Annotated in this window: 14 protein-coding genes; 7 read left to right on the top strand and 7 right to left on the bottom strand. The window is 72.9% G+C overall.

Annotated elements, in window-relative coordinates; translation table 11 throughout:
* Positions 1–221 precede the first annotated feature (221 nt).
* The 3 genes from ACT80S_RS12055 to uvrC form a co-directional block, all read right to left on the bottom strand.
* Positions 222–1,130 carry a DMT family transporter gene (locus tag ACT80S_RS12055; protein ID WP_377416032.1) on the bottom strand — a complete coding sequence of 303 codons (909 nt, stop codon included), beginning with the start codon at positions 1,128–1,130 and terminating at the stop codon, positions 222–224.
* A gap of 9 nt (positions 1,131–1,139) precedes the next feature.
* A complete protein-coding gene (pgsA, locus tag ACT80S_RS12050; protein ID WP_377416030.1) occupies positions 1,140–1,706 on the bottom strand; it encodes a CDP-diacylglycerol--glycerol-3-phosphate 3-phosphatidyltransferase in 567 nt (188 codons plus the stop codon).
* Positions 1,707–1,779: 73 nt separating this feature from the next.
* Positions 1,780–3,801, bottom strand: a complete 2,022-nt coding sequence (uvrC, locus tag ACT80S_RS12045; protein WP_377416028.1) for an excinuclease ABC subunit UvrC — start codon at positions 3,799–3,801, stop codon at positions 1,780–1,782.
* A gap of 20 nt (positions 3,802–3,821) precedes the next feature.
* Here uvrC and earP point away from each other — a divergent pair, with 20 nt between their 5' ends.
* Genes earP through ACT80S_RS12025 form a run of 4 tightly spaced genes read left to right on the top strand, consistent with a single transcriptional unit; the run spans position 3,822 to position 7,667 of the window.
* On the top strand, positions 3,822–4,898 hold the full coding sequence (earP, locus tag ACT80S_RS12040) for an elongation factor P maturation arginine rhamnosyltransferase EarP (RefSeq protein ID WP_377416026.1): 1,077 nt from the start codon (positions 3,822–3,824) through the stop codon (positions 4,896–4,898).
* Between the two features lie 31 nt (positions 4,899–4,929).
* On the top strand, positions 4,930–5,628 hold the full coding sequence (locus ACT80S_RS12035) for a phosphatase PAP2 family protein (RefSeq protein ID WP_377416024.1): 699 nt from the start codon (positions 4,930–4,932) through the stop codon (positions 5,626–5,628).
* Positions 5,609–6,292 carry a response regulator gene (locus tag ACT80S_RS12030; protein WP_377416022.1) on the top strand — a complete coding sequence of 228 codons (684 nt, stop codon included), beginning with the start codon at positions 5,609–5,611 and terminating at the stop codon, positions 6,290–6,292. The genes ACT80S_RS12035 and ACT80S_RS12030 overlap by 20 nt, the downstream gene beginning before the upstream one ends.
* Before the next feature lie 37 nt (positions 6,293–6,329).
* Positions 6,330–7,667: an ATP-binding protein gene (locus tag ACT80S_RS12025; RefSeq protein WP_377416020.1), complete on the top strand. Its 1,338-nt coding sequence runs from the start codon at positions 6,330–6,332 to the stop codon at positions 7,665–7,667.
* Here the strand turns inward: ACT80S_RS12025 and ACT80S_RS12020 are convergent.
* Complete coding sequence (locus tag ACT80S_RS12020; RefSeq protein WP_377416018.1) at positions 7,642–9,324, bottom strand: phosphoethanolamine transferase; 1,683 nt, start codon at positions 9,322–9,324, stop codon at positions 7,642–7,644. The two genes, ACT80S_RS12025 and ACT80S_RS12020, sit on opposite strands and share 26 nt — an antisense overlap.
* Before the next feature lie 234 nt (positions 9,325–9,558).
* Here ACT80S_RS12020 and efp point away from each other — a divergent pair, with 234 nt between their 5' ends.
* The 3 genes from efp (at position 9,559) to ACT80S_RS12005 (ending at position 11,931) form a co-directional block, all read left to right on the top strand.
* Complete coding sequence (efp, locus tag ACT80S_RS12015) at positions 9,559–10,113, top strand: elongation factor P (protein ID WP_377416017.1); 555 nt, start codon at positions 9,559–9,561, stop codon at positions 10,111–10,113.
* Between the two features lie 149 nt (positions 10,114–10,262).
* On the top strand, positions 10,263–11,093 hold the full coding sequence (locus ACT80S_RS12010; protein ID WP_377416015.1) for a heme-dependent oxidative N-demethylase subunit alpha family protein: 831 nt from the start codon (positions 10,263–10,265) through the stop codon (positions 11,091–11,093).
* Positions 11,068–11,931 (top strand): LOG family protein, encoded by an 864-nt coding sequence (locus ACT80S_RS12005; RefSeq protein ID WP_377416013.1) that lies wholly within the window; start codon positions 11,068–11,070, stop codon positions 11,929–11,931. The genes ACT80S_RS12010 and ACT80S_RS12005 overlap by 26 nt, the downstream gene beginning before the upstream one ends.
* On the opposite strand, the gene ACT80S_RS12000 is transcribed toward ACT80S_RS12005, so the two are convergent.
* Genes ACT80S_RS12000 through ACT80S_RS11990 form a run of 3 tightly spaced genes read right to left on the bottom strand, consistent with a single transcriptional unit; the run spans position 11,919 to position 15,889 of the window.
* On the bottom strand, positions 11,919–13,109 hold the full coding sequence (locus tag ACT80S_RS12000) for an MFS transporter (RefSeq protein WP_377416011.1): 1,191 nt from the start codon (positions 13,107–13,109) through the stop codon (positions 11,919–11,921). The two genes, ACT80S_RS12005 and ACT80S_RS12000, sit on opposite strands and share 13 nt — an antisense overlap.
* The gene (locus ACT80S_RS11995) at positions 13,090–14,436 is read right to left on the bottom strand and encodes a DNA recombination protein RmuC (RefSeq protein WP_377416009.1); all 1,347 of its coding nucleotides are present in this window, start codon (positions 14,434–14,436) and stop codon (positions 13,090–13,092) included. The genes ACT80S_RS12000 and ACT80S_RS11995 overlap by 20 nt, the downstream gene beginning before the upstream one ends.
* Positions 14,437–14,482: 46 nt before the next feature.
* Positions 14,483–15,889 (bottom strand): sodium:proton antiporter, encoded by a 1,407-nt coding sequence (locus ACT80S_RS11990; RefSeq protein WP_377416007.1) that lies wholly within the window; start codon positions 15,887–15,889, stop codon positions 14,483–14,485.
* Positions 15,890–15,896: the final 7 nt, after the last annotated feature.

The raw sequence follows: 15,896 nt of genomic DNA, 5'->3' as shown, positions 1-15,896 counted from the left end.
CGGGGGGGCGTCTGGCGCGGTGTCATTCTCTTGCGGACGCCGGATTGATTAGAGCCACGCCCTCCAGCGCTGTCAATACGGCTTCGAGCCATTGGCGCGCGTTGCAAGGGTGCGCATTCTAGCCGCAGGCACTGACTGGAAACTGCACCGCGCGTCCATCGGCGAACGGGCGCGCGGCCAGGCCCGCGGAGTGCCCCGCGGCGGTGCGGATCTGGGGGTCCTCACGAGCGCGGCGCCGGCGCGCGAACGACCAGGCTCACGCCCAGCGCGGTCAGCGTCACGCCCGCGACCGTCGCCACGGTGATCGGCTCCGCGAACAGCACCCAGGCCATGAGCGCGGTGGTCGGCGGCACCAGGTACATCAGGCTGGTCACGCGCGTGGCCGCGCCGCGCTGGATCAACAGGTACAGCAGCGAGCTGCCCCCCAGCGTGAGCGCGAGCACCGACCAGGCGAGCGCGCCGGCCAGTTCGCGGTTGAACCCGCCCCCCGCGGCCACCCACCGCACCGGCTCGGGCTCGAGCAGGGCCAGCGGCAGGGTCACCGCAAAGGCCGCGGCCAGTTGCACGAGGTTGGCGGTGCGCACGTCGCACGGCGCCACGAACCGCTTCTGGTAGAGGGTCCCGGCGGTGATGCTCACGAGGGCGACGAGGGCGCAGGCGAAGTTGAACGGATGCACCTCGCCCAGGCCCAGTTTCTGCCACACCACCAGCACCAGGCCGGCCAGGCCGAAGGCCAGCCCGGCCCACTGGCGCCCGGTGACGGTGCCGCCGCGGCCGGAGATCCACAGCGCGGTGAGCACCGGCTGTAGGCCCACCAGCAGGGCCGCCAGGCCGGCGCCCATGCCGGCCTTCACCGCGGCCCACACGCCGCCGAGGTAGCCCGCGTGCATCAGGATGCCGGTGACGGCCAGGTGCAGCCACTGCCGCCGGCCTTCGGGCCAGGCCGCCCGCGCCAGCGTGGCCCAGGCGACGAAGCAGGCCACCGAGAGCGCGTAGCGCCAACTCAGGAAGGTCATGGGCGGGGCATGCGGCATGCCGTAGCGCGCCACGATGAAGCCGGTGCTCCAGATGGCCACGAACACGGCGGGCATGGCCCGCAGCAGCCAGGCGCGGTCGTCGGTGTCGGTCATGGAGGGCGGTCAGCGCACCCGGCGCCGGATCTCCGGCAGGGCCTTGCGCAGGTAGTACACCATCGACCACACGGTGAGGATGGCGGCCACCCAGATCAGCCAGGCGCCCCACCGGCCGGTGTCGATCACGCCGAACAGGTCGCCGTCGTACAGGAGGAAGGGGATGGCCACCATCTGCACGGTGGTCTTGACCTTGCCGATCATGTGCACCGCCACGCTGCGCGAGGCGCCGATCTGCGCCATCCACTCGCGCAGCGCGGAGATCGCGATCTCGCGGCCGATGATGATGAGGCCGACGAAGACATCGGCCCGGCCCAGGTGCACCAGCACCAGCAGGCTGGCGCAGACCAGGAACTTGTCGGCCACCGGGTCGAGGAAGGCGCCGAAGGAGGAGGTCTGGTTCAGGCGGCGGGCGAGCCAGCCGTCGAGCCAGTCGGTGAGCGCGAAGGCGATGAACATCACCGTGGCCACCAGGTTCTGGAAACGCGGCTCAAGCCCCAGGTAGAACACCCCGACGATGAGCGGGATGGCGATGATGCGCGTCCAGGTCAGGAGGGTGGGAACCGTGAAGAACATGGGCCCGATTCTGGCATGAGCGCGAGGCGCTTCCGGCGCATGAGCGCGAGGCGCTTCCCGCAAGCGCCGCGGCTCAATGCAGCGCCCGGTGGATCTCCTCGGCCAGCGCGCGCGAAACGCCCTCGACGGTGGCCAGGTCCTCGACGCTGGCCGCGGCCACGCCGCGGATGCCGCCGAACCGCTGCAGCAGGCGCGCGCGCTTGCGCGCGCCGACGCCGGGGATCTCCTCCAGCCGGCTGCCGCCCACGCGCACCTTGTCCCGCTTGGCGCGCATGCCGGTGATGGCGAAGCGGTGCGCCTCGTCGCGGATCTGCGCCACCAGCATCAGCGCCGCGGAGTCGCGGCCCAGCCAGACCTTCTCGCGGCCGTCGGCAAAGACCAGTTCCTCCAGGCCGACCTTGCGGCCCTCGCCCTTCTCCACGCCGACGATGACCGACAGGTCCAGCCCGAGCTCGGCGAACACCTCGCGCGCCATGCTCACCTGGCCCTTGCCGCCGTCGACCAGCACCAGGTCCGGCAGGCGGTGGGCGCCGCCGGCCGCAGCGCGCTTCTTCGGCACGGGCGCGCCCGCCGGGAGGCCCTCGGCGCCGGCCGCCCCTTCACGGTCCTGCGCGCCCTCGCCTGCCTCCACGCCCTCGGCAGGCACCGCCTCCGGCACGTCGCGCCCTGCCCCGGCCAGCCGGCTGTAGCGGCGCGTCAGCACCTGGCGCATGGCGGCGTAGTCGTCACCCGGGGTGATGCCGTCGATGTTGAAGCGGCGGTACTCGGCGCTTTGCATCCGGTGGTGGTGGAACACCACGCACGAGGCCTGCGTGGCCTCGCCCGCGGTGTGCGAGATGTCGAAGCACTCGATGCGGAAGTTCTCCAGGTCGTCCGGCTCCAGCTGCAGGGCCTCGGCCAGCGCCCGGGTGCGGGCCTGCTGCGAGCCCTCCTCCGCCAGCAGGCGCGCCAGCTGGATCGCGGCATTCTTCTCGCACATCTCCAGCCAGACCCGGCGCTGTTCGCGCGGCTGGTGCACCGCGCCGACCTTCACGCCGGCCTGCTCGCCCAGCGCCGCCACCAGGGCCTTGGAGACCGGGTGGCTGGTCACCAGCGCCGGCGGCACCGGCACGCCCAGGTAGTGCTGCGCGATGAAGGCCTCGAGCACCTGCACCTCGACCGGCGTGTCGTCGCCGGCGCCGCCCGCGTCGTCCTCGCGCTGGCGCACCGCGGCGGCGTCCTCCACGTGGGAAGGGAAGTACGGCCGGTCGCCCAGGTGGCGGCCGCCGCGCACCATGGCCAGGTTCACGCAGGCGCGGCCGCCCTGCACCTTCACGGCGAGGATGTCCACGTCCTTGTCGCTGGTGGTCTCCACCGCCTGCTGGTGCAGCACCCGCGACAGCGCGGAGACCTGGTTGCGGACCTCCGCCGCCTGCTCGAACTCGAGCCGCTCGGCGTGGGCCATCATGCGTGCCTGCAGCTCGTCGAGCAGCTGCTGCGTCTCGCCGCGCAGGAAGGCCTCGGCGCTGGCGACGTCGCGGTCGTAATCCTCCTTGGACACCAGGCCGACGCAGGGCCCCGAGCAGCGCTTGATTTGATAGAGCAGGCAGGGCCGGGTGCGGTTGGCGAAGACGGTGTCCTCGCAGGTGCGCAGGCGGAACACCTTCTGCAGCAGCTGGATCGACTCCTTCACCGCCCAGGCGCTCGGGTAGGGGCCGAAGTAGCGGTGCCGGCGGTCCACCGCGCCGCGGTAGTAGGCCATGCGCGGGTACGGGTCGGACTCGCCGGAGATGCGCAGGTAGGGGTAGCTCTTGTCGTCGCGGAACAGGATGTTGAACCGCGGGTTGAGCGCCTTGATCAGGTTGTTTTCCAGCAGCAGCGCCTCGGCCTCGGAGCGCACCACCGTGGTCTCCATGCGCGCGATCTTCGAGACCATGTGGCCGATGCGCGTGCCGCCATGGTTCTTCTGGAAGTAGCTGGAGACGCGCTTGCGCAGGTTGCGGGCCTTGCCCACGTACAGCACGGCGCCCTCGGCGTCGAAGTAGCGGTAGACCCCGGGCAGCTGCGGCAGGGCCGCGACCTCGGCCAGGAGTTGCTCGGAATGCGCTTCGGACATGCGGCCTATTATCCGGGCCCATGCTCTGGGACATCTTCTGCCGCGTGATCGACAACCATGGCGACCTGGGCGTGTGCTGGCGCCTGTGCGCCGACCTCGCCGCGCGCGGCGAGCGCGCCCGCCTGTGGGTCGACGAGCCCGCGGCCCTGGCCTGGATGGCGCCGCAGGGCCTCGCCGGCGTGGAGGTGGTGCACTGGACGGCCGGCTCCCCCGCCGCCGAACCCGGCGAGGTGGTGGTCGAGGCGTTCGGCTGCGACCCGCACGAGGCCTTCGTCGCGGCCGTCGCCGCCAAGGCCCGGCGCGAGGGCCGCCAGCCCGCCTGGATCAACCTCGAGTACCTCAGCGCCGAGCCCTGGGTGGAACGCTGCCACGGCCTGGCCTCGCCCGTCATGAGCGGCCCGGCGAAGGGCCTGACCAAGCGCTTCTTCTATCCCGGCTTCACGCCGCGCACCGGCGGCCTGCTGCGCGAGCCCGGCCTGCCGGCGCGCCAGCGCGCCTTCGACCCGGCGGCCTTCCTCGGCGCGCTGGGCCTGCCCGCCGGCGCCGAGCGCCGGGTCAGCCTGTTCTGCTACGAGCCGCCGGCCCTGCCCGCGCTGCTGCGGCAGCTCGGCGAGGCCGGCCTGGCGGGCGGGCCGGTGCGCCTGCTGGTCACCCCCGGCCGCGCGCGCGCCGCGGTCGATGCCGCGCTCGCCGCCCTGGGCGATGCGCCGCGCCCCGCCATCTCCCACCTGCCCGCCCTGCCCCAGCCCGCGTTCGACGAGCTGCTGTGGTCCTGCGACCTGAACCTGGTGCGCGGCGAGGACTCGCTGGTGCGCGCGCTGTGGGCCGGCCGCGCCTTCGCCTGGCACATCTACCCGCAGGACGACGATGCGCACCACGCCAAGCTCGAGGCCTTCCTCGGCTGGCTGCAGGCGCCGCCCTCGCTGCGCGCCTTCCACCAGGCGTGGAACGGCACCGCCGCCGCGACCCTGCCCCCGATCGACCTGCCCGGGTGGACGGCCGCCGCCGTCGCCGCCCGCGAGCGCCTGCTGGCGCAGGACGACCTGCTCACGCAGCTGCTGCGCGCCGCTGCGCCTTCCGCCTGGGCGCCCGCCTGAGCCTGGCGTGGTACTGTCCCTTCCCGTGCCGATGACGCTTCCCGCCCCCCTCCAGCGCCTCGCCCGCGACCGCGCCGCGGCCTGGGCGGTACTGGCCGGCCTCGCCGCCCTCGCCACCTGGGAAGCCGCGGGCCTGGACCTGCCCCTGGCCCGCCTCGCCGGCGACGCCGGCGGCTTTCCCGCCCGCGACCACTGGCTCCTGACCCGCGTGCTGCATGACGGCGCGCGCCTGCTCTCCGCCACGGTCGCGGCGCTGCTGGCCCTGTCCCTGGTGCGTCCCTTCGGCCCGCTGCGCCGCCTGCCGCGCGCGCGCCGCGCCTGGCTGCTGGCCGTGGCGGTGGGCGCCATGCTCGCGGTCAGCGCGATCAAGCGCGTCTCCGCCACCTCCTGCCCCTGGGACCTGCAGGCCTTCGGCGGCAGCCTGCCCTACGTGCCGCACTGGCGGCTGGGGCTGCGCGATGGCGGCGCCGGCCACTGCTTCCCGGCCGGCCACGCCTCGGCGGGCTTCGCCTGGGTGGCGGGCTGGTTCGCCTGGCCGCGCGGCTCGGCGGCCGCGCGCGCCTGGCTGGCCGCCTCGCTGGCCGCGGGCCTGGCGCTGGGCGTGGCGCAGCAGCTGCGCGGCGCGCATTTCATGAGCCACACGCTGTGGACCGCCTGGACCTGCTGGACCTGGGCCTGGCTCCTCGGCGCCTTCCTGCCGGCGGATGGCCATGCGCCTGCTGCTCGTTGAAGACGACCCGATGATCGGCCGCGCGGTGCGCCTGGGCCTGCAGGACGCCGGCTTCGCCGTCGACTGGGCCCTCGACGGCCGCGAGGCGGAACTGGCCCTGGCCCACGACGTCTACGACCTCGCGGTGCTGGACCTGGGCCTGCCCCGCAAGGACGGCATGGTGCTGCTGCGCGAGCTGCGCGCGCGCCGTGACACGCTGCCCGTCATCGTGGCCACTGCGCGCGACGCGGTGAGCGACCGCATCGCCGGCCTCAATGCCGGCGCCGACGACTACGTGCTCAAGCCCTTCGACCTGGACGAACTGGTCGCCCGCATCCGCGCCCTGCTGCGGCGGCGCGCCGGCCATGCCAGCCCGGTGCTGGCCTGCGGCTCGCTGGCGCTCGACCCGGCGCGGCGCGAGGTGCACCTGCGCGGCGAGCCGGTGGCCCTGTCGGCGCGCGAGTTCTCCCTGCTCGAGGCGCTGATGCAGCGCCCCGGCGCCGTGCTCTCGCGCGAGCAGCTGGAGGACGCGGTCTGGGGCTGGCAGCAGGAGGTGGGCAGCAACGCGGTCGAGGTCCACCTGCACAACCTGCGCCGCAAGCTCGGCGCCGAGACCATCCGCAACGTGCGCGGGGTGGGTTACCGGCTGGTGCCGCCGGTGGATGGGCCGGAGCCGGCGCCATGAACGCCGCCTGGAACGGAGAACTGGAGAGGGGAGCCGCATGAGTCCGGGACGATCGATCCACCGCGAGGTGCTGTGGTGGGTGCTGGGCGCCCTCGGCCTGGGCGCGGGCATCCTGATCGCCGCCACCTGGTGGGTGCTGGCCGAGGAGATGGAGGAGGTCTTCGAGGACAACCTCAAGCAGGTGGCCCTGGCCGTGGTCCACCACCACGGGGCCGCGCCCGGCGCGGCGCCCCGGCTGGCCCAGGAGCTGCCCCGGGTCTACGAGGAATTCGGCAGCTTCGAGTTCGTCACCGCGGTCTGGTCGCGCGAGGGGGCGCTGCTGGCAAGCTCCCACCGCGACGTGCGCCTGCCGTTCCACTCCCGCAGCGGCCTGACCCAGGTCCGCGCCAGCGGCGAAAGCTGGCACCTCTACACGATCGTGCTCGAGGACGGCATCGTCCAGGCAGCCCAGCGCGCCAGCGAGCGCGAGATCCTGGCCCGCGAGACCGCGGGCGCGCTGGTGCTGCCGGCCGCGGGGGTGCTGGCGCTGATCGCGGGCCTGGTGACCCTGGCACTGCGCCGCGGCCTGGAGCCGCTGGCGCGCGCCGCCGACGAAGTCGCCGCGCGCAGCGCCGAGTCGCTGCACCCGATCGCGCTGTCCAGCCAGCCGCCGGAGCTGCACCACCTGGTGGGCGCAGTCAACGACCTGATGGCCCGCCTCGGCCACGCGCTGGCGCAGCAGCGGCATTTCATGGCCGACGCGGCGCACGAGCTGCGCACACCCATGACCGCCCTGCGCCTGCAGGCGCAGCTGCTCGAACGCGCCCAGGAGCCGGCGCAGCGCGCCATGGCCCTGGACGAACTGCGCGAAGGCATCGAGCGCACGCAGCGGCTGGTGGAGCGCCTGCTGCAGCTGGCCCGCGTCTCGCCGGACGCGCCGCCCACGCCCGAGGAGGCGGTCGACCTCTCGGCCCTGGTGCGCGACTGCGTCTCGCGCTTCGCCGCGCGGGCCGAGCACGCCGGTATCGACCTGGGCGCGACCAACCAGGCCGCGCCGGTGGTGGCGGGCGACCCGCAGCAGCTGGCGATGCTGCTGGACAACCTGGTGGAGAACGCCCTGCGCCACGTGCCCCGCGGCGGCCGCATCGACGTGGCGGCGGCGCGCGAGGGCGCGGCGCCCTGCCTGCTGGTGAACGACACCGGCCCCGGCATCGCGGCCGAGGAGCGCGGGCGCGTCTTCGACCGCTTCTACCGCGGTCCGCAGGCCTCGGGCTACGGCAGCGGCCTGGGCCTGTCCATCGTGCGGGCGGTGGCGGTGCGCCACGGCGCCCGGGTCGAACTGGGCGATGCGCCCGGCGGCGGGCTGCAGGTCAGAGTGCTCTTTCCGGCCGGCTGACCGGGGGCGCCCCCGCCCCGCCCGGCACCGGGCGGCAGGGCGCGAACAGGTCCTGCTCGCGCTCGTAGGCCGCGGTGCGCACGTCCAGCAGGCCCAGCACCGAGTGGAACAGGTCGTCATGGCCGGTGCGCCGCGTCGCGGCCACGCGGCGCAGGCAGCCCTCGTCCACGCCGAAGGACGCGCGAAAGCCTGGCGACATCCAGGCCACCATCGGCACGCGCAGCTGCACCTCGGGGGCCACGCGGTGCGGCACGCCGTGCAGGTACAGGCCGGACTCGCCGAGCGACTCGCCGTGGTCGGACAGGTACAGCATGGCGGTGTCCCAGCGGTCCTGGCGCGCGCGCAGGAAGTCGATCACCCGGCCCAGGACATGGTCGGTATAGAGCAGCGCGTTGTCATACGCATTGCGGATCTCGGCGGGCGAGCACAGGCGCAGGTCGTCGGACTCGCAGGCCGGCGTGAAGCGGCGGAAGGCGGCCGGGTAGCGGCGGTAGTAGGCCGGCCCGTGGTTGCCGAGCTGGTGCAGCACCACGAACAGGTTGCCCTTCGCGTCGGCCAGGACCCGGTCCATGCCATGCACGAGGATCTCGTCCAGGCACTGGCCCTCGGGGCACAGGCCCTCCACGCCGGCATGGTCCAGGCGGGCCTCGGGCAGGCCCTGGCAGACGCCCTTGCAGCCGGACTGGTTGTCGCGCCACTGCACCTGCAGGCCGGCGCGGGCCAGCACGTGCAGCAGGGACTCGTGGGAGAGGATGCGGTCCTCGTCGTAGCGGCGGCGGCCGAAGGGCGAGAACATGCAGGGCAGCGAGACCTCGGTGGAGGTGCCGCAGGCCCAGGCGTCGGGGAAATTGACCACGCCGCGCGCGGCCAGCTCCGGGGTGGTGTCGCGGGCGTAGCCGTTGAGGCCGAAGTTCTGCGCCCGCGCGGTCTCGCCCACCACCAGCACGAACAGCAGGGGCCGGCGGCGCTGCCCCCAGGATTCGGCGAGCTGCGCGTCGGCTCCCACGGGGATGCGCGCGGCGGCGGTGCGCGGCGTGCGGCCCCAGGCGTTGCCGGCCAGGGCCGCCACCAGGTTGCCCGGGGTGGCCAGGTGTCGCACCTCCTTGCGATTGCGCATCAGGGAGGCGAAGTCGGCGAAGACCGGCAGGATCGCGGCGACCGCGAGCAGCAGGGCCAGCGCCACGCTGGCGCCCCGCCAGGCCGCCGCCTGGCGCCAGGTGCGCGGCGCCAGGCGCGGCCACCACAGGGCAGCGGCCGGCAGCAGGCCGAACACCGCCACATGGGCCGCCATGCGCCAGGACAGCAGCTCGCGCGCCTCGCCGACATGGGTGGCCAGGACGTTGCGCACCATGGCGCGGTCCACGTAGATGGCGTAGCGGTCCATGTACCAGGCGGCGCCGGCCGAGGCCACCAGCAACGCCGCCAGCAGCGGCCGCACCGACCAGCGCGCGGAGACCAGGGCCAGGGCCGCGAAGGACAGGCCGCCCAGGAGGCCGGCCAGGGCCGCGGCGAAGCCCCAGGTGGCGGGGGCGGCCAGGTCGCGCCCGGCCAGGGCGGCGCGCCAGAACGGGCCGTTGGCGGTGGCCAGCAGCCAGGCCACGGACAGCAGGATCAGGGTCTCCACGGACAGGAGGGGACGGCGCGGGGAAAGGGTCATGCGGCGAGGATCGGCCGGCCACCCTTAAGCCCGACTTAAGCCCCGGCCACCCGCGGCACCGTCACCGAAAGAGGCTAAAATAGCGGGCTTTGCGCGGCACGCCGGATATTTCGGGTGGGCTTCGCGCCCCGCCGCCCCCGCCGCGCCCGGAGGGGACCGGAGCCGGTCGATGCGACCGCTGCGCCCGGCCTTCTCCATGCGGACCATGCGGCCTACCCTGACGAACTACTCGCCATGAAAATCGCTCAAGAAATCCGCGCCGGCAACGTGATCATGCAAAACGGCGCCCCCTGGGTCGTCCTGAAGACCGAATACGCCCGCGGCGGCCGCAACGCCGCCACCGTGCGCATGAAGCTCAAGAGCCTGCTGGCCAACCAGGGCACGGAAATCGTGTTCAAGGCCGACGACAAGATGGACCAGATCGTCCTGGACAAGAAGGAGTGCACCTACTCCTACTTCGCCGACCCGATGTACGTCTGGATGGACACCGAGTACAACCAGTACGAAGTCGAAGCCGAGAACATGGGCGACGCCCTGAACTACCTGGAAGACGGCATGGCCGCCGAGGTGGTGTTCTACGAGGGCAAGGCCATCTCCGTCGAACTGCCCACCAGCGTCGAGCGCGAGATCACCTGGACCGAGCCCGCCGTCAAGGGCGACACCTCCGGCAAGGTCCTCAAGCCCGCCAAGATCGCCACCGGCTTCGAGATCGGCGTGCCGATCTTCGTGGCCCAGGGCGACAAGGTCGAAATCGACACCCGCACCGGCGAGTACCGCCGCCGCGTCTGAGGCCCCGCCCTCGGGCGCCTCTGCTACAACAAGGCTCCTTCGGGAGCCTTTTGTCTTTTACGACAGGGCTCCTTCGAGAGCCTTTTATCTTTTACAACAAGGCTCCTTCGAGAGCCTTTTGTCTTTTCGGCGCCCTGCGCCCGCCCGGCATGGACTTCGACTTCGCCCGCATCGCCGTCCCCTTCCGCATGCAGCCCGGGCTGCAGCGGCTGCCTGCGGGCGCCCGCCACCTCACCGCCCTGGACCCGGCCAGCGCCCTGGCCGCCGGCAAGCGCGCGGTGCTCGCGGCCGGCGCCTCGCGCGCCTGCGTGCCGGGCTTCGACCCGCGGCCCGCGCTCGCGGCGATCGCCCGCCAGGCCGCGGCCGAGGGCCTGCCGTTCGAGGGCCCGCTGGAGCTGGCCTTCGAGGAGGACTTCGCGGTGCTCGATGGCGCCACCGGCACCCTGCCCTGGCTGTGCGTGTGCGCGCCCTCGCACTGGGCGCCGGAGGACAAGCTCGGCATGGACTTCGCCGCGGCCCATGCGCCGGTGGGCGATGGCGATCGCCTGCGCGCCGCGGCCGCCAGCCTGGTGGCCCTGGCCACCGGCGGCGAGCGCTGGGAGCGGCATGTCTGGACCGTCAGCCCCTCGGGCCGGCATGACCAGCACCCGCGCCGCCACGCCCCGCCGGCCTGGCCCGCGGACGGCGACCCGCAGGCCTTCGCCGCCGGCTGCTGGCTGCGGGTGGAGCGCCAGACCTTCTTCCCGGTGGGCGGCGGCACGCGCCAGGCCGTCTTCACCATCCGCGTGCAGCTGCAGCCGCTGGCCGAGGCGGTGGACACGCCGGACAAGGCCCGGCGGCTGCATGACAGCCTGGCCTCCATGAGCGAGGCCGTGCTCGCGTACAAGGGCCTGACCGTGGCGCGGCCAAGGTTGCTCGCGTGGTTGGCGCACCGGTTCGGTCCACAATCCGCCCATGCCCTCTCCCCGCAACATCCATGACAGCCGCCTGGCCGATGCCTGGGCCACGCTGAAGGCCCACTCCGATGCCGGCCTGCCCCTGCAGGCCGATGCCAGCCGCCTGGCCTTCGCCGACCCTGAATTCCTCCTGCGCCGCGAGACCCGCGGCATCCGCTTCCAGCTCGAGCTGCTCAAGCCGGACCTGGAGCAGGCCGAGCGCGGCATCGAGAACACCATCGTCGTCTTCGGCAGCGCCCGCATCCGCAGCCAGGAAGAGGCCGACGCCCTGCTCACCGCCGCCGAGGCGGGCGGCGATCCCGTCACCATCGCCCGGGCCCGCACCGCCGCGCGCAACGCGCACTACTACGAGCATGCGCGCGCCTTCGGCCAGCACGTTGCCCGCTACAGCGAGGGCAAACCCGACGCCGACAAGCTGTTCGTCTGCACCGGCGGCGGCCCCGGCATCATGCAGGCCGCCAACCGCGGCGCCTTCGAGGCCGACGGCGTGAGCGTGGGCCTGTCCATCGCCCTGCCGATGGAGGAGACGCCCAACCCCTACGTGCCGCCGCAGCTGTCGTTCAAGTTCCACTACTTCGCGCTGCGCAAGATGCACTTCATGATGCGCGCGAAGGCGCTGGTCGCCTTCCCCGGCGGCTTCGGCACGCTGGACGAGCTGTTCGAGGTGCTGACCCTGGTGCAGACGCGCAAGGCGCGGCAGGTGCCCATCGTCCTGTACGGGTCGGCCTTCTGGAAGCGGCTGGTCAACTTCGAGGTGCTGGTCGAGGAAGGCATGATCTCGCCCGCCGACCTGTCCCTGTTCACCTTCGCCGACGAGCCCGACCAGGCCTGGCGGGCGATCAGCGATTTCTACGGCCTGTGATCGCCGGCGTCGTGGTGGCGCAGGCCCGACGCCAGGCGGGTGCCGCCCGCCAGGACCGCCCCCACCGTCCAGAACAGCCCTGAGGCCCCGATCAGCGTGCCGGCGGCGCCGAACAGCATCGGCATCAGCACGCTCGAGGCATTGATCGCCATCAGCCGCAGGCCCAGGGCCTCGCCTTGCCGATGCTCCGGCGTGATCTGGTGCAGGGTGCTCATGATCATCGGCTGCACCGCGCCCAGCGCCAGCCCCAGCAGCACCGAACAGGCACCCATGGCCAGGGCGGAGGGCATCAGCGGGTAGAGGGCGAAGGCCACCGCCGCGCCCCACATCGCCGCCAGGATCACCTGCCACTCGCGCACCGTCGAGGGAATCAGGGGCAGGCTGGTGCGCACCAGCGCCGCAGCCACCGCGAACGCACCGAGGATGGCGCCGATCACCGAGGCGGAGAGATCCCGCTCATGCCCGAGCACCGGGACGATGAAGGTGTGCACGTCCCACGCCGACGACAGCACCCAGTTCACCACCATCAGGCGCCGGAAGCCCGGCTCGCGCAGCAGGTCCCAGGCCCGCCCGCCCCGGGCGGCGGCCTGCGCCTCGGCGCGCGGCGCCTCGCGGGCGCGGCGGACCCAGAACCAGCAGCCCAGCGGGAACAGGGCCATCACCACGAAGGCGGTGCGGAAGCCGGCATGGTCGATCAGCAGCCCCGCCAGGAAGGGGCCGACGAAGTTGGAGACCGCCGGGCCGATCGACAGCCACGAGAAGGCCTGCCGCAGCTGCAGGGCGCCGCTGGCGGCACGCCCCACGTGGCGCTGCAGGGCGATGACCGCCGCGCCGGTGGCGCCGCCCGTGAGCAGCGCGCCGAGGCACAGCACCGGGAACACCGGCCAGGCGGCCGCCAGGCCCGCGCCCAGGACGGCCGCGGCCACGCTCAGCGCCATCGGCCGCTTCAGGCCGTGGCGGTCGGCGTAGCGGCCGGCGGGCAGCGCCAGGAACACCTGGGTGATCGCGAACATCGCCAGCAGCACGCCCACCGCCGCGGCGCTGTGGCCCTCGCGCAGTGCCAGCAGCGGCATGGCCAGGCGCATGCCCGCCATGGAGGCATGCAGGAAGGTCTGCCCGAGCACCAGGCGGGCCAGGCCCAGGCCGCCGCCGTCGTCCTCAGGCGTCGGCGTCGTCAACGGCGTCCTCGATCCTCGGCAGCACCGCCTGCGCCTCGCCCTCGGGCAGGGCCTCGACCACCTTCAGCGCCCGGCGCATCTGGCGGGTGCGGGTGTCGGCCTTGTCCAGGGTGTCGGCGGCCTTCTGCATCTGGTCCTTGATGCGGGCGACCCAGTCGCCATAGCGCTCGAACTCGGTCTTGACCGCCCCGAGCACCTTCCAGACCTCGGAGGCCTGCTGCTCCAGAGCCAGGGTGCGAAAGCCCATGTGCAGGCTGTTCAGCATCGCCAGCAGGGTGGTCGGGCCGGCGAGGGTCACGCGGTAATCGCGCTGCAGCGAGTCCATCAGGCCGGGGCGGCGCAGCACCTCGGCATACAGGCTCTCCACCGGCAGGAACAGGATGGCGAAGTCGGTGGTGTGCGGCGGGCACAGGTAGGACTCGCAGATCGACTTGGCCTCGGTGCGGATGCGGGTCTCCAGCGCGCGCGAGGCGGACTCGACGCCGGCGGCATCGGCGCGGTCGTGGGCCTCGAGCAGGCGCTCGTAGTCCTCGCGCGGGAACTTGGCATCCAGCGGCAGCCAGACCGGCTCGCCGTCGGCGCTGCGGCCCGGAAAGCGCACCGCGAAGTCGACCCGCTGGCGGCTGCCCGGCTTGGTCTCGACCTGCTTGCCGAACTGCTCCGGCGTCAGCACCTGCTCCAGCAGGGCCTCGAGCTGCACCTCGCCGAACATGCCACGCGTCTTCACGTTGGTCAGCACCCGCTGCAGGTCGCCCACGCCCTGGGCCAGCGACTGCATCTGCCCCAGGCCCTGGTGCACCTGCTCCAGCCGCTCGGCCACCTGCTTGAAGCTCTCGCCCAGGCGGGTCTCCAGGGTGGACTGCAGCTTCTCGTCGACGGTCTGGCGCATCTCGTCGAGCTTGGCGGCGTTGGTCTGCTGCAGCATCGCCAGCTGCGCCTCCAGCGTGCCGCGCACCTCGGCGATGCGCCGGGCGTTGGACTCGCTCAGGGCCTGCAGCTGCGAGGCCAGGGTGTCGCCCAGGCCCTTCTGCAGGAGGGCCAGCTGCTGGCCGAAGGCGTCGATCTGGGCGTTCTGCGTGCGGGTGGCCTCGGCGGACTGGCGGGTGAGCGTCTCCTGGAAGGCGGTGAGCGTGTGCGTCAGTTCCTGGCGCGCGCCGCGCGAGGACTCGCTGACCTCGCGGCGCAGCTCGCGCTCGAGCCGCTCGCTGGCGGACAGCAGTTCGGTGCGCAGGGCGTCCTGCGAGGGCGGCTTGCGCAGCAGCAGCGCCGCCAGCAGGCCGAGGTTGGCCAGCCCGAGGGCGGCCAGGATCCAGGTTTCGGGACTCAACGTCGCTCCAGGAAGTCGGGATTCAAGGGAAATGGGAGGGGCGCGTTCACCGGAACCACACGAAGGTCATGACGATGAACAGCGGCACCAGCACGCCGCCGGACCAGAGCATGTAGCCGAAGAAGCCGGGCATGCGCACGCCCCGGTCCTCGGCGATGGCCTTGACCATCAGGTTCGGCGCGTTGCCGATGTAGGTGTTGGCGCCCATGAACACGGCGCCCGCCGAGATCGCGGCCAGGGTGGGCGCGAGCGCGTTCATCAGCACCTGGGCGTCGCCGCCGGCGGTGTTGAAGAAGACGAGGTAGGTCGGGGCGTTGTCCAGGAAGGAGCTCAGGGCGCCGGTGGCCCAGAAGTAGGCGGCCGGGTCGGGCGTGCCGTCGGGCCGGGTGACCGCGGACACGACGGCGCCGAAGGGTCCCTCGGTGCCGGCGCGCAGCATCGCGATCACCGGGATGATGGTCAGGAAGATGCCGGCGAACAGCTTGGCCACCTCCTGCATCGGCGCCCAGGAGAACTGGTTGTCCTCGTGCACCGAGGGCGGGGTGATCCTCAGCGAGGCCAGCGTCACCGCGATCAGGCCGATGTCGCGCACCAGGCCGGGCAGGCCCACCGGCGTGCCAGCGATGTCGAACGACACCGGCGACTTCCAGAACCCGCTCAGGAGCACCAGGGCCACGACCGCGCCCAGCAGGAGGAGGTTGCGGCCGCCGTCGATGCCGATCGCGCGCGTGTCGGGCGTGGGATCGACCGGAAGCAGTTCCTCGCGCCGGTGGTAGTACCACGCGTCCAACGCGAAGAACAGCGCCAGCAGCGTGCAGACCAGGAACAGCGTTTCCGGAAAGATGTGGCGCACCGTCCAGAAGAAGTCCACCCCCTGGAGGAACCCCAGGAACAGCGGCGGGTCTCCCAGCGGGGTCAGCGAGCCGCCGGCGTTGGCCACGATGAAGATGAAGAAGACGAACACGTGCGCCTTGTGGCGGCGGTTGTCGTTGGCGCGGATCAGGGGGCGCACCAGCAGCATCGAGGCGCCGGTGGTGCCCATGAAACTCGCCAGCACCGCGCCGATCGCCAGGATCGCGGTGTTCAGGCCCGGGCTGCCATGCAGGTTTCCGCGGATGTGGATGCCGCCGGCCACGGTGAAGAGCGCCGTCAGCAGGATCACGAAGGGGATGTACTCCGCCACCAGCGCGTGCACCAGGCCGGCGCCGGCGGCGGCCGGTCCGAACACCGCGGCGAAGGGCAGCAGGAAGGCCAGCGCCCAGGCGGCGGAGACCTTGCCGAAGTGGTGGTGCCAGAAGCGCGGCGCCAGCAGCGGCACCAGCGCGATGGACAGCAGGATGCCAGCGAACGGCAGGCCCCACAGCGGGGACAGCGCGCGACCGTCGAGGTCGGCCGCCAGCGCGAGCTGGGGAAGGGCAAGGGAAGCCGCGAGGGCGGCGCGCGTCGGCGTCATCCGGCGG

Source organism: Ramlibacter sp. MAHUQ-53 (assembly GCF_052600055.1).
The sequence above is the reverse complement of the archived record's forward strand: the minus strand, read 5'-3'. Positions and strand labels throughout refer to the sequence as shown.

Bases quoted from the DNA above. Each gene is read 5' to 3' on its own strand.
- ACT80S_RS12055 (WP_377416032.1), bottom strand. From the start codon at position 1,130: ATGACCGACACCGACGACCGCGCCTGGCTGCTGCGGGCCATGCCCGCC.
- pgsA (WP_377416030.1), bottom strand. From the start codon at position 1,706: ATGTTCTTCACGGTTCCCACCCTCCTGACCTGGACGCGCATCATCGCC.
- uvrC (WP_377416028.1), bottom strand. From the start codon at position 3,801: ATGTCCGAAGCGCATTCCGAGCAACTCCTGGCCGAGGTCGCGGCCCTG.
- earP (WP_377416026.1), top strand. From the start codon at position 3,822: ATGCTCTGGGACATCTTCTGCCGCGTGATCGACAACCATGGCGACCTG.
- ACT80S_RS12035 (WP_377416024.1), top strand. From the start codon at position 4,930: ATGACGCTTCCCGCCCCCCTCCAGCGCCTCGCCCGCGACCGCGCCGCG.
- ACT80S_RS12030 (WP_377416022.1), top strand. From the start codon at position 5,609: ATGCGCCTGCTGCTCGTTGAAGACGACCCGATGATCGGCCGCGCGGTG.
- ACT80S_RS12025 (WP_377416020.1), top strand. From the start codon at position 6,330: ATGAGTCCGGGACGATCGATCCACCGCGAGGTGCTGTGGTGGGTGCTG.
- ACT80S_RS12020 (WP_377416018.1), bottom strand. From the start codon at position 9,324: ATGACCCTTTCCCCGCGCCGTCCCCTCCTGTCCGTGGAGACCCTGATC.
- efp (WP_377416017.1), top strand. From the start codon at position 9,559: ATGAAAATCGCTCAAGAAATCCGCGCCGGCAACGTGATCATGCAAAAC.
- ACT80S_RS12010 (WP_377416015.1), top strand. From the start codon at position 10,263: ATGGACTTCGACTTCGCCCGCATCGCCGTCCCCTTCCGCATGCAGCCC.
- ACT80S_RS12005 (WP_377416013.1), top strand. From the start codon at position 11,068: ATGCCCTCTCCCCGCAACATCCATGACAGCCGCCTGGCCGATGCCTGG.
- ACT80S_RS11990 (WP_377416007.1), bottom strand. From the start codon at position 15,889: ATGACGCCGACGCGCGCCGCCCTCGCGGCTTCCCTTGCCCTTCCCCAG.